The sequence below is a fragment of the Chitinimonas sp. BJB300 genome, assembly GCF_002735695.1.
GTDB lineage: Bacteria > Pseudomonadota > Gammaproteobacteria > Burkholderiales > Chitinimonadaceae > Chitinimonas.
Genome location: NZ_PDZH01000119.1, coordinates 1 through 12,059 on the forward strand (window position 1 = coordinate 1; position 12,059 = coordinate 12,059).

Consider the following 12,059-nt stretch of genomic DNA (forward strand, 5'->3'; position numbering starts at 1 on the left):
CTACCATCGCCGACAAGCCCGTTGCTGTCGCCGCACCAAACGTGCTCAGCAAATAGTCGGTGTACAAATCGAGTTCTTTGTTCTTCATGGCGACAGGTTATCGTATGCACTGCGTAACATCAGTTAGGTATCCATAAAACCCGCCCAACGTGGCGGGTTTTGCGTTTACAGCGTGCTAAACTCAACTTGATACCATGCTCCGGTCATACAAAAAGCCATGAACCTGTACCCATTCTTCAAGATGATGGCAGAACGCCAAGCCAGCGACCTCTTTATCACCGCCGGGAGTCCGGTACAGGTGAAGATCCAAGGCGTTATTTACCCCGTCAACAAACAAGTTCTCGATTCGCAGCAGGTCAAATCACTGGCCTACGAGCTGATGACCGAGGACCAGCGCCATACATTCGAAGCCGAATGGGAAATGAACTTCGGCTATCCAATCGAGGAGCTGGGTAATTTCCGTGTGAATATCTTTAAGCAACGCGGCCATGTCGGCATGGTGGTGCGCTTTATCAGGGCAACCTCACCCGGCATCGACGAACTACGCCTCCCTGAAGCTCTCAAGGGGCTGATCATGGAAAAACGGGGGCTGATCTTTGTGGTCGGGTCCACGGGCTCGGGCAAAACGTCGACCATTACGGCGATGCTGGAGCATCGAAATACGATTACGCCTGGACATATCCTCACCATTGAAGACCCAATCGAATATATCTATCCGAATCGCAAAAGCATTGTTAACCAACGCGAAGTCGGTATTGACACCCATAGTTTCTCCGATGCCCTTAAAAATGCCATGCGTGAAGCGCCTGACGTGCTAATGATTGGCGAAATCCGTGACAAGATGACGATGCAACATGCGCTTACCTACGCCCAGGCTGGTCATTTGATCGTCTCCACCTTACACGCCAATAACAGCTACCACTCCATGAATCGGATCATCAATTTCTTCCCACATGAAGCGCGGGAAAGTTTGCTGATGGACTTGTCGGTCGCGTTAAAAGCCGTCATCTCCCAACGACTGGTCAAGAACTTGCAAGGGCAGCATGTACCTGCTGTAGAGGTAATGATCAATACCGGTCGTATTGCAGACCTTATTAAGAATGGTGAAATCGACCAGATGAAAGATGCGATGGAACATAGTCTCTACCAAGGCTCACAAACATTCGAGCAAGCCTTGTACAAACTCTACAGAGCCGGCGAGATAACTTACGAAGAAGCGCTCACTAACGCCGATTCAGCCTCCAACCTGGCTTGGCTGGTCAACAATGCCCAGTCACAAGAAGAAATCGATGCGGACCGCAGCCAGAGACGCTTGGAGAAAGAAGCCGCCAGCCAGGCGGCGGCCGAATCCGAGACCAGTTTTGATATCGACCTGCACTAATCAGAAACACATACGATGAAGCTTTACGGCATACCTAACTGCGATACGGTTAAGAAAGCGCGGGCTTGGCTCAATGAGCATGGCAAATCGCATGAATTTCATGACTTCAAGAAACACGGCGTCAGCGCCGAACTATTAGGCCAATGGGTAGCGCAACTTGGCTGGGAAGTACTGGTCAACAAGCAGGGTACGACTTGGCGAAAACTGGATTCAGCGAGTCAGGCCGCCGTTGTCGATGCAGCCAGTGCGATTTCACTAATGCAAGCGCACCCTTCATTGATCAAACGTCCCGTGCTTAACCATGATGGGCAACTACTGGTTGGCTTTAAACCGGAAATTTACGCTGCCCTGCCTTAGCACCTATTCAGTACCTGTAACAAGCAGCCTTTAGCTGGGTAAGGCCGGAACCTGCAATGGCCGCCGTTAGGTATTGAAAGGGGTTTTATCCCTGCCAGCACGAGTACCCAATGAACGAGCGGACCCTGGAGCTGGCAAAGCAGCTGATTGGCCTAAATTCCACGACCCCGGTAGATGCCGGCTGCCAAGATATCCTGATTCAACGTCTGGCTTCGCTTGGATTCACCATAGAGCGAATGCGACATGGCGAAGTGAACAACCTGTGGGCTCGCCGAGGCCATGCAAGCCCCTTGCTATGCTTTGCAGGACATACCGACGTGGTTCCCGCAGGTCCTCTCGACCAGTGGCACAGCACCCCCTTTACGCCGGAAGTACGCGATGGTTTGCTATACGGCCGTGGGGCTGCAGACATGAAGGCCTCACTAGCCAGCTTTATCGTGGCGACGGAAGACTTTCTTGCTGCTCACCCTCACCACGCCGGGTCCATTGCGTTTCTTATCACCTCCGATGAAGAAGGCCCTGCCACTGATGGCACCATCCGCGTCATCGAAACACTGACAAAGCGCGGCGAGGTGTTGGATTACTGCATTGTGGGCGAACCCACCTCTGCCCAACAATTCGGCGACACCATCAAGAATGGCCGGCGCGGATCGCTATCCGGCACGCTTTGCATCAAAGGTGTCCAGGGGCATATTGCCTACCCGCACTTGGCAAAGAACCCCATACACCTGGCTGCGCCCGCTCTAACCGAGTTAGCTGCCACTACCTGGGATGAAGGCAATGCGTTCTTCCCTGCCACGACTTGGCAGATATCCAATCTCCATTCCGGTACCGGTGCGACCAATATCATACCCAGCGAATTGACCGCGCAGTTTAACTTCCGCTTTGGCACCGCCATCACCGCAGAAAACCTAAAGGACAAGGTAAAGGCCATTCTGGATAAGCACGCGCTCGACTATCACATCGATTGGACATTGAGCGGCCAGCCATTTCTTACCCCACGTGGCCGCCTTTCCGAGGCTTTGCAGACTGCCATCAAGGCAGAAACCAGACTGGATGCCACACTATCGACCACCGGCGGGACATCGGATGGCCGCTTTATCGCCACCCTTTGCCCACAGGTTGTCGAGTTTGGTCCTCTCAATGCCACCATTCATAAGCTCAATGAATGTGTCGCCATTGCCGATCTGCCCCGCCTCACTGCCATCTACCGCCGCACCCTGGAAACCCTTTTACTGTAGGAACATCCACATGACTCAACCCGTTGCCCTGATTACCGGCGCCAGCAGCGGCTTCGGCCTTGCCACAGCAAAACGTTTGCTGATGCGGGGCTTTCGCGTTATTGCCAGTGCCCGCCGGCAGGACAAATTAGCCGCTTTGGCGGAAAAGTATCCAAGCCAGGTATTACCACTGGCGCTGGATGTGCGGGACCGTGCCGCGATCAGATCCGCGATTACCGAACTGCCTACCGACTGGGCTGATATCGAAGTGCTGGTCAACAATGCCGGCTTGGCGCTGGGATTAGCGCCTGCCCAAGCAGCCAACCTTGATGATTGGCACACGATGATTGATACCAATTGCCTGGGGCTCGCCGCGATCACTCACGCAGTGCTGCCCGGCATGGTGGCGCGCAATCGGGGCTTGATCGTCAATATCGGTTCCATTGCGGGCGACTATGCCTACCCTGGCGGTAATGTTTACGGCGCGACCAAGGCCTTCGTTCACCAGTTCAGCCTCAACCTCAAGGCAGACCTGCTGGGCACAGCCGTACGGGTAAGCTGCCTGGAGCCAGGGCTTGCCGGCGGCAGCGAATTTTCCAAAGTGCGTTTTCAAGGCGACGATGCGAAAGCTGCAAGCGTTTACCAAGGCACGCAGCCGTTGATGCCGGAGGACATCGCTTCTGTTGTGGAATGGCTCGCCACCCTCCCGCCTCATATCAACATTAATGTGTTGGAAATGATGCCGGTCTGCCAAGCCCCCTCAGCGCTTGCCATTCATCGAAAAAGCTAGGCTGCCATGACGTAACCGTTGGTCATTTACCCATCGTGATGGGTCGACTCTCTCTCTTTCTACCCTTCAAAAACAAAACGCCCAGCTTGCTGGGCGTTTTGTTTTGTTACATCAAATCGACTCTGCCATGACCTCTCGAATATCGAGTACCACGTGCTCATCCGCATCCACGTCAATCAAGACCTCACCGCCACCAGCCAAGCGGCCAAACAACAGCTCATCGGCCAGTGCCTTGCGAATCGTGTCCTGAATAAGCCGCGCCATCGGCCTCGCACCCATCATTGGATCGAACCCCTTCTTGGCCAGATAGGCTTTCAATGCATCGCTGAAGTGCGCCTCAACCTTCTTCTCATGCAACTGACTTTCCAGCTGCATCAAGAATTTATCCACGACTTGCAGGATGATCTCCTGCCCTAGCGGCGCAAAGCTTATGGAAGCGTCCAGCCGGTTGCGGAATTCCGGTGTGAACATCCGCTTGATCTCTGCCGACTCGTCACCCACCGCTTTGTTGCTGGTGAAGCCAATCGAGGTTTTATTCAGCGCCTCTGCCCCTGCATTGGTAGTCATGATGATAATGACGTTACGGAAATCCGCCTTGCGGCCGTTGTTGTCAGTCAACGTCCCATGGTCCATCACCTGCAAGAGGACATTAAAGATATCCGGATGCGCTTTTTCAATCTCGTCCAGCAAGAGCACGGCATACGGGTGCTTGGTAATCGCTTCCGTCAACAAGCCGCCTTGGTCGAAACCAACATAACCAGGCGGGGCGCCAATCAACCGGCTGACAGCATGGCGCTCCATGTACTCGGACATATCAAATCGGATCAGCTCAATCCCCATGGTATAGGCCAATTGCCGGGCGACCTCTGTCTTGCCGACCCCGGTAGGGCCGGAAAACAAGAAGGAACCGATCGGCTTTTGTGGATTACCCAAGCCAGCTCGGGCCATCTTGATGGCTGCCGCCAATGAGTCAATCGCCATGTCCTGGCCAAACACCACGTTTTTCAGATCGCGATCCAAGGTCTTGAGCGCATTACGGTCGTCCGTCGACACGCTCTTGGGTGGGATCCGCGCAATCTTGGCGACGATCTCTTCAACCTCGCCCTTGCCAATCGTCTTTTTCTGCCGCGACTTGGGCAAAATCTTCTGCGCCGCACCGGCTTCATCAATCACATCAATCGCTTTGTCCGGCAGGTGACGGTCGTTGATGTACTTGGCTGATAGCTCAGCTGCCGTTGCCAATGCTGCCGCAGTGTACTTCACACCATGGTGCTCTTCGAAACGGCTCTTCAAACCCTTTAGGATTTCTACCGTCTGTTCGATAGTGGGCTCAGCCACGTCGATCTTCTGGAAACGCCGGGAAAGGGCATTGTCTTTCTCGAAAATGCCACGGAATTCTGTGTAGGTGGTCGCACCGATACACTTGAGCATGCCGTTGCTCAAGGAAGGCTTGAGCAGGTTGGACGCATCCAATGTGCCGCCAGAAGCCGCCCCAGCACCAACAACCGTATGTATCTCGTCAATAAAAAGAATGCCATTACGTTCGTCTGCCAGCTGCTTGATAACCGCCTTGAGGCGTTGTTCGAAATCACCACGATATTTGGTACCGGCCAACAGTGCGCCCATATCAAGAGCGTAGACTGTTGCATCCACCAGAATGTCTGGCACATCACCATCAACAATACGCTTGGCAAGCCCTTCGGCAATGGCTGTCTTGCCCACGCCCGCCTCACCAACCAGCAGTGGGTTGTTTTTACGGCGCCGGCAAAGCACCTGAATCACGCGTTCGATCTCGGGCTCTCGGCCAATAAGCGGATCAATACGTCCTTGGCTGGCAGCTTGATTCAAATTTAGGGTGAAACTCTCCAATGCACCATGGCCGGATTGCTCCGCCTCGTTCTCGTGCTCGCTCTCGCCCTTGGGCGCGCCATGGCCGCCACCATTCTGCGGGGCAACCTTGCTGATGCCGTGCGAGATGAAATTAACCACATCCAGGCGCGTAATACCTTGCTGGTGCAGGAAATACACCGCGTGCGAGTCCTTCTCGCCAAAAATGGCTACCAGCACATTGGCCCCCGTGACCTCTTTCTTACCAGAGGATTGCACATGCAGGATGGCACGTTGGATAACCCGCTGAAATCCGATAGTCGGTTGGGTTTCGACTTCATTACTGCCCGATACCAAGGGGGTATGTTCGGCGACGAAATCCGTCAGTTCACGACGCAACTGCTCGATCTTGGCGCCACAAGCGCGTAGCACTTCTGCGGCGCTCTGATTGTCCAGCATGGCCAGCAAGAGGTGTTCAACAGTAATGTATTCATGGCGCTTCTGGCGTGCCTCCATGAAAGCCGTATGCAGGCTGACTTCCAGTTCTTGGGCGATCATCAGTTTTCCTCCATGACACATTGCAGCGGATGCTGGTGCTGACGCGCAAAATCCATTACCTGGGAAACCTTCGTGGCGGCCACATCCTTGGCAAACACACCACAGACACCTTTTCCCTCGATATGTACTTTGAGCATCACGCGATTAGCCTGTTCATGATCCATTCCAAAAAACTGCTGCAGGACGATGATGACAAACTCCATCGGCGTGAAATCATCATTCAACAGCAAAACTTTATACAGTGGCGGCGGTTGAACCTTTACAGGCGACTTGGCGAGTTCGACGCCGTCATTGTGTTGGGCGGGCATGTTTACCAGGGTGAGAAGATCAGTTACTACCGTAACTCAATTTTGGCCCGACTGGGCTGCTTTTCAAGTGATGTATTTCGCGCACAGCTAAGCGGAGGTATGTAAGGGGTGCTTGACGCCAAAATGCCACGGGCGTAAAAGGCGAACGTTTGGATTCAAGTTGGTAGCTAGTACCGGCTGTCGGCTGTACGCGGTTGTCGTAGTACATGGAGTGCCAGTCTTGCGAGCCTTGAACCATAACAACATCCAAGCGGCTCGCCGCTTTTATTCTTCGCAACCGCAATTAAGGAATTAGCACCATGGCAACTGGTACCGTAAAATGGTTTAACGACGCTAAAGGTTTTGGCTTTATCACTCCGGACGACGGCGGTGAAGACCTGTTCGCGCACTTCTCGGCGATCAACATGAATGGCTTCAAGACCTTGAAGGAAGGCCAAAAGGTCTCCTTCGACGTAACCCAAGGTCCAAAGGGCAAGCAAGCCTCGAACATCCAGAACGCATAATTGTTTTCAGCGCCATGCGCTGAGAGCAAAGATGCAGTCTGAAGTTCAAAATAAAAACCCCGCACAAGCGGGGTTTTTATTTGCCTACACGCCGACGAACGGCGTGCAGTATGCCACGTTACATCCGAGCAATCATTGCGTCGCCAAATGCGGAGCAGCTAACTTCCGTTGCGCCGTCCATCAGACGGGCGAAGTCGTAAGTCACTTGCTTGTCGGCAATGGCTTTTTCCACAGATTTGATAATCAGATCAGCGGCTTCAGTCCAGCCCATGTGGCGCAACATCATTTCTGCCGACAGAATCAGCGAACCAGGGTTCACCTTATCCTGCCCAGCATACTTCGGCGCGGTACCGTGGGTCGCTTCAAACATGGCAACGGTGTCGCTAAGATTGGCGCCCGGTGCTATACCGATACCACCCACTTGGGCAGCCAACGCATCGGAAATATAGTCACCATTTAGGTTCAACGTTGCAACAACGTCGTACTCGGCCGGGCGCAACAGGATCTGCTGCAGGAAAGCATCGGCGATAGCGTCCTTGACGATGATTTCGCGGCCAGTCTTCGGGTTCTTGAACTTGCACCATGGACCGCCATCGATCAGTTCAGCACCGAATTCTGTCTTGGACAATTCGTAAGCCCAATCACGGAAGCCACCTTCGGTGAACTTCATGATGTTGCCTTTGTGGACAATCGTCACGCTCTTACGATCGTTATCGATAGCGTATTGGATCGCCTTACGGACCAAGCGACGCGTACCATCCTTCGACACAGGCTTGATGCCAATCCCGGAGGTTTCCGGGAAGCGGATCTTCTTCACGCCCATTTCAGTTTGCAGGAAACTGATCACCTTCTTGGCGGCTTCGGATTCAGCAGCCCATTCGATGCCGGCGTAGATGTCCTCGGTGTTCTCGCGGAAGATGACCATATCGGTCAGTTCCGGCTGCTTCAGTGGCGAAGGCACGCCCTTGAAATAACGTACGGGACGCAGACAAACGTAAAGGTCCAGCTCTTGGCGCAACGCGACGTTCAACGAACGGATGCCGCCACCGACCGGTGTGGTCATCGGACCCTTGATCGAAACAACATAGTCCTTCAAGGCCTTCATGGTTTCTTCGGGCAACCACACGTCGGAACCGTAAACCTTGGTCGACTTCTCACCGGCATAGATTTCCATCCAGTGAATCTTCTTGTTACCTGCATAGGCCTTGGCCACGGCAGCATCGACCACCTTCTTCATCACCGGAGTGATGTCGACACCAATGCCATCACCTTCGATAAACGGGATGATGGGGTTATTGGGGATAGGTTGGCCAGGAAGAATCTTTTGGCCGCCAGTGGGAACTGTGATGTGCGATTGTGTGCTCATGCATGCTCCGAAAGAGTTAGCTTGGGGTGAGAATGATGACCGCTTGTGACGGCCGGACCTGATTCGCTTTTTTGGCACAACATCGCAATAGATCGAACAAGCGACGTCATGAGACTTGTTATTATCCGGCAAACCCCCTTTCCCTGCCAGTTGCCGCGTATGTCTGAGTTGATCCTCTTCAATAAACCCTATGGCGTCATCACCCAGTTTTCCGATCACGCCCAGCATCAAACCCTCTCCCATTTCATCGAAGCACCGGGTTTCTACCCCGCGGGCAGGTTGGATACCGACTCCGAAGGCCTGTTGTTGCTTACCAATGACGGCAAGCTACAGGCGCATATCGCCGATCCGCGCCACAAACTAGCCAAGACCTACTGGGTACAAGTAGAAGGCACACCGGACGAGACCCAGATGGCCGCGTTACGCCGCGGGGTGGATTTGGGTGACTTCATCACACGCCCAGCCGAAGCTGAACACATCGCACCGCCGGAACTATGGCCCCGCAATCCTCCCATTCGCGTACGCAAGCAGATTCCCGACAGTTGGATTGCCTTATCCATACGTGAAGGAAAAAATCGTCAGGTAAGACGGATGACAGCCAAGGTTGGACTGCCTACCCTACGATTAGTACGTGTGCGTGTCGGTGATTGGACTTTAGATGGCATCGCACCAGGTGAATGGCAGCAACATAACGTTGTTCTACCCCCTGCCGGCCGCCAGACAAATCAACCCTTCAAGCCTAAGAGGCCCTGATGCTGATCCCTGCCGGCCAACACCCCAAAGCCATTGCCATAGCCCAAGCGTTAATCGAAGGATTCGATCGCCACTACAGCATTTTCCGCGAGGTAAGCTGTGCTGCGAAGGCCCGATTTGAGGCGGGAGACTGGCACGCAGTGCAGACTGCTTCCAAAGAGCGAATCCGGTTCTATGATGAACGGGTCGATGAATGTGTTGCGCGTTTGCACGACGAGTTTCATGCTGACTGGCTGGATGATGATATTTGGCAGCAAGCCAAGCTATTGTTCGTAGGCATGCTGGTCAATCACAAGCAGCCCGAGCTCGCCGAAACGTTTTTCAATTCGGTTTGCTGCAAGATTCTGCACCGGAACTACTTTCACAACGACTTCATCTTCGTCCGACCCGCGATTTCGACCGAATACATCGAATCCAACCCACCCACCTATCGTAGCTATTACTTACGCAACGGGAGCTTTCGGCAGACCCTGCATCAACTCATTGCCGACTTCAGCTGGAAACGTGACTTTGTTAATCTAGACCGTGACTTTGATTACGTTGTGGCGTCCGCACTCGCCCACGTCGGCGGCAATTGGCCGGAAGTGGAAGCCAACTTCCAAATACAGGTCTTGTCTTCCGCCTTCTACCGAAACAAAGCCGCCTACATCATTGGCAAAGCCGTCAATGGCAGCGCTGAATACCCCTTCGCAATCCCTGTACTGCATGATGAGGCAGGCAAACTTTACCTTGATACCATTCTGCTGCAACCAGCCCGCATCGCGATCCTGTTCTCACTGAATCGAGCCTACTTTATGGTCGACATGGCCTCGCCTTCCGGCTATGTCAGCTTTTTACGGTCCATGCTGCCTTTCAAGCCCAAAGCTGAGCTATACACCATGCTGGGCTTGGCCAAGCAAGGCAAGACGGTCTTTTATCGCGATTTGATGTACCACTTGCGCCACTCCCGTGATGACTTCATCGTCGCACCCGGTATTCGTGGTTTGGTGATGCTGGTCTTCACTCTCCCCTCATTCCCTTACGTGTTCAAGCTGATCAAGGATGAGATCGCACCAACAAAGGAAGTGACCAAAGAAATCGTTCTGGCAAAATATCTACTCGTTAAGCAGCACGACCGGGTGGGTCGGATGGCCGATACGTTGGAATTCAGCAACGTAGCGCTGCCCAAGGCGCGCTTTACCGAAGAACTGCTGGTCGAACTACGTACGCTAGCGCCCAGCTTGTTGGAGGAGAACGACAACGAAGTCGTCATCCGCCACCTGTATATTGAGCGTCGCATGGAGCCGCTCAATCTCTTCTTGAATAGGGCCAACACCGCGCAATTAGAAGCAGCAGTAGCAGACTACGGCCACGCCATACGCGAGCTGGCAACCGCCAACATCTTCCCAGGCGACATGCTGTTCAAGAACTTTGGTATCACCCGGTATGGTCGCGTTGTGTTTTACGATTACGATGAGATCGAATACATGACCGACTGCAATTTCCGGGAGATTCCACCCGCACCATCGCTGGAAATGGAGATGGCGAGCGAGCCTTGGTATCCCGTGGCACGCAACGACATCTTTCCGGAGGAATTTGCCCGATTTCTGCTTGGTCCCAACGAAATTCGCCGCGTCTTCCTACAGCATCACCAAGACTTGCTGAGTGCCAGCTTCTGGCGCAACAAACAAGAACGCATCCAGGCCGGCTATGTAGAAGATTTTTTTCCCTACCCTGTCAGCCTTCGCTTCAGCAATCTGTATGGCACGAGAGAAGCCACCTAACCAAGCATGAAGGCTGGCCTATTGCTATCTATGCCCTATCTATGCCTTTTGAAAAGGGTTTCTAGGCGCGCGGATGATGCTGGGCATGTAATGCCTGCAAACGCGTCTGCGCCACATGTGTATAAATCTGCGTAGTTGTAATGTCGGCATGCCCTAACAGCAATTGCACTACGCGCAAATCCGCACCATGGTTGACGAGATGGGTTGCAAAAGCATGCCGCAACACATGGGGGCTAAGCCGATCACTGGCAATTCCGGCTAGACCGGCATAACGTTTGACGATAAACCAGAAGCCCTGCCTGGTCAGCGGCTCGCCACGTGGATTTAGAAAAGCAATGGGGTGAGCACATCCACCAAGCAGGGTCGGCCTCCCGACTTGTAGATACCGAAGGAATGCCTGCTGTGCCAGTTCGCCCATAGGGACAATACGCGTCTTGCCCCCCTTGCCTCGCTCGATACGAATCGCCCCTGCCTGTAAATCCAACGCCGCCAGCGGTAGGCTCACCAACTCTGACACCCGCAAACCTGTGGCATACATCAACTCCAGCATGGCTTGGTCGCGCGCCCCAAGCGGCGTATCAATGTCTGCCGATGCCAGTAATGCCTCTACCTCGGCTTCACTTAAAATCTTAGGCAGCGGTCGCACCAACTTGGGCCCTTCCAACTCTGTAGTGGGATCACGCGCAATTTGCTCCTCATCAAGCCAGTGACGATAGTAGCGGCGCAATGCCGATAACAGCCGGGCCCGGGAGGCTGCATTCTTGCCACGCAGCAACACAGGCAGCGCACGGCGCTCCTCTACGCTCAACCCTCGATTGGCTTCGTAAAATGCAGCTTGTTCTGCGAGGAAGTCACGAATAGCCTCGCTACTGGCAGCAAGACTATCCACACCCGTAGCCCCTAACCAACTCGACCATTGCAACAGATCGCGACGGTAGTTACTGGCGGTATGCTCGCTCCAGCCATCTGCCAACCAGGCAGAATCGATAAAGTTATCAATTCTCTCGATCTCTACTGCCATACGATTCGATGACATAAACGCCTCAGCCTAAAACTCGAACGCTCAATCCAACAGACTCACACAATCAGAGAGAACTTGCTCAGACAATCGGCATAGGGGCGGCTAGATTACCTGGCTGACCCCTGCCACACCACCCGGCATGCGGGTCCGCACCGGGCGGTTCGAGAAGTTGAGGTTAGGCGAGTCTTGGAACTCCCAAGCGATCGAAATAG

Annotated in this window: 11 protein-coding genes; 7 read left to right on the forward strand and 4 right to left on the reverse strand. The window is 53.7% G+C overall.

Going from position 1 to position 12,059, the window contains the following annotated elements; all coding sequences use genetic code 11:
• Positions 1–217 precede the first annotated feature (217 nt).
• The 4 genes from CSQ89_RS16975 to CSQ89_RS16990 all read left to right on the forward strand — a co-directional run bounded on the left by CSQ89_RS16975 (position 218) and on the right by CSQ89_RS16990 (position 3,748).
• Positions 218–1,381, forward strand: a complete 1,164-nt coding sequence (locus CSQ89_RS16975; RefSeq protein ID WP_099407282.1) for a PilT/PilU family type 4a pilus ATPase — start codon at positions 218–220, stop codon at positions 1,379–1,381.
• 15 nt (positions 1,382–1,396) lie between these two features.
• The gene (locus tag CSQ89_RS16980; RefSeq protein ID WP_099407283.1) at positions 1,397–1,738 is read left to right on the forward strand and encodes an ArsC family reductase; all 342 of its coding nucleotides are present in this window, start codon (positions 1,397–1,399) and stop codon (positions 1,736–1,738) included.
• Positions 1,739–1,848: 110 nt separating this feature from the next.
• Entirely contained in the window at positions 1,849–2,979 is a 1,131-nt protein-coding gene (dapE, locus tag CSQ89_RS16985; protein WP_099407284.1) for a succinyl-diaminopimelate desuccinylase, read from the forward strand.
• A 10-nt stretch (positions 2,980–2,989) separates the two neighbouring features.
• A complete protein-coding gene (locus tag CSQ89_RS16990; protein WP_099407285.1) occupies positions 2,990–3,748 on the forward strand; it encodes an SDR family NAD(P)-dependent oxidoreductase in 759 nt (252 codons plus the stop codon).
• A 111-nt stretch (positions 3,749–3,859) separates the two neighbouring features.
• Here the strand turns inward: CSQ89_RS16990 and clpA are convergent, their stop codons facing one another.
• On the reverse strand, positions 3,860–6,133 hold the full coding sequence (gene clpA, locus CSQ89_RS16995) for an ATP-dependent Clp protease ATP-binding subunit ClpA (RefSeq protein WP_099407286.1): 2,274 nt from the start codon (positions 6,131–6,133) through the stop codon (positions 3,860–3,862).
• Positions 6,133–6,441, reverse strand: a complete 309-nt coding sequence (gene clpS / locus CSQ89_RS17000) for an ATP-dependent Clp protease adapter ClpS (protein WP_099407287.1) — start codon at positions 6,439–6,441, stop codon at positions 6,133–6,135. Before clpS ends, clpA begins: the two co-directional genes overlap by 1 nt.
• Positions 6,442–6,740: 299 nt before the next feature.
• On the opposite strand from clpS, the gene CSQ89_RS17005 reads away from it, so the two are divergent.
• Positions 6,741–6,944 (forward strand): cold-shock protein, encoded by a 204-nt coding sequence (locus CSQ89_RS17005; RefSeq protein ID WP_072427644.1) that lies wholly within the window; start codon positions 6,741–6,743, stop codon positions 6,942–6,944.
• Positions 6,945–7,062: 118 nt separating this feature from the next.
• Here the strand turns inward: CSQ89_RS17005 and icd are convergent, their stop codons facing one another.
• Positions 7,063–8,310 (reverse strand): NADP-dependent isocitrate dehydrogenase, encoded by a 1,248-nt coding sequence (gene icd / locus CSQ89_RS17010; protein ID WP_099407288.1) that lies wholly within the window; start codon positions 8,308–8,310, stop codon positions 7,063–7,065.
• Between the two features lie 159 nt (positions 8,311–8,469).
• Here icd and CSQ89_RS17015 point away from each other — a divergent pair, with 159 nt between their 5' ends.
• Both CSQ89_RS17015 and aceK read left to right on the forward strand, forming a co-directional pair.
• Positions 8,470–9,063, forward strand: a complete 594-nt coding sequence (locus tag CSQ89_RS17015) for a pseudouridine synthase (RefSeq protein WP_099407289.1) — start codon at positions 8,470–8,472, stop codon at positions 9,061–9,063.
• Positions 9,063–10,826, forward strand: coding sequence for a bifunctional isocitrate dehydrogenase kinase/phosphatase (gene aceK, locus CSQ89_RS17020; protein WP_099407290.1), 1,764 nt, complete (start codon positions 9,063–9,065; stop codon positions 10,824–10,826). Before CSQ89_RS17015 ends, aceK begins: the two co-directional genes overlap by 1 nt.
• Before the next feature lie 61 nt (positions 10,827–10,887).
• On the opposite strand, the gene CSQ89_RS17025 is transcribed toward aceK, so the two are convergent.
• Positions 10,888–11,862: a site-specific tyrosine recombinase XerD gene (locus tag CSQ89_RS17025; RefSeq protein ID WP_099407291.1), complete on the reverse strand. Its 975-nt coding sequence runs from the start codon at positions 11,860–11,862 to the stop codon at positions 10,888–10,890.
• Positions 11,863–12,059 lie beyond the last annotated feature (197 nt).

Coding starts and splice junctions, on each gene's coding strand:
- icd (WP_099407288.1), bottom strand. CDS start 8,310: ATGAGCACACAATCGCACATCACAGTTCCCACTGGCGGCCAAAAGATT.
- CSQ89_RS16980 (WP_099407283.1), top strand. CDS start 1,397: ATGAAGCTTTACGGCATACCTAACTGCGATACGGTTAAGAAAGCGCGG.
- dapE (WP_099407284.1), top strand. CDS start 1,849: ATGAACGAGCGGACCCTGGAGCTGGCAAAGCAGCTGATTGGCCTAAAT.
- CSQ89_RS16990 (WP_099407285.1), top strand. CDS start 2,990: ATGACTCAACCCGTTGCCCTGATTACCGGCGCCAGCAGCGGCTTCGGC.
- CSQ89_RS16975 (WP_099407282.1), top strand. CDS start 218: ATGAACCTGTACCCATTCTTCAAGATGATGGCAGAACGCCAAGCCAGC.
- CSQ89_RS17025 (WP_099407291.1), bottom strand. CDS start 11,862: ATGTCATCGAATCGTATGGCAGTAGAGATCGAGAGAATTGATAACTTT.
- CSQ89_RS17005 (WP_072427644.1), top strand. CDS start 6,741: ATGGCAACTGGTACCGTAAAATGGTTTAACGACGCTAAAGGTTTTGGC.
- clpS (WP_099407287.1), bottom strand. CDS start 6,441: ATGCCCGCCCAACACAATGACGGCGTCGAACTCGCCAAGTCGCCTGTA.
- clpA (WP_099407286.1), bottom strand. CDS start 6,133: ATGATCGCCCAAGAACTGGAAGTCAGCCTGCATACGGCTTTCATGGAG.
- CSQ89_RS17015 (WP_099407289.1), top strand. CDS start 8,470: ATGTCTGAGTTGATCCTCTTCAATAAACCCTATGGCGTCATCACCCAG.
- aceK (WP_099407290.1), top strand. CDS start 9,063: ATGCTGATCCCTGCCGGCCAACACCCCAAAGCCATTGCCATAGCCCAA.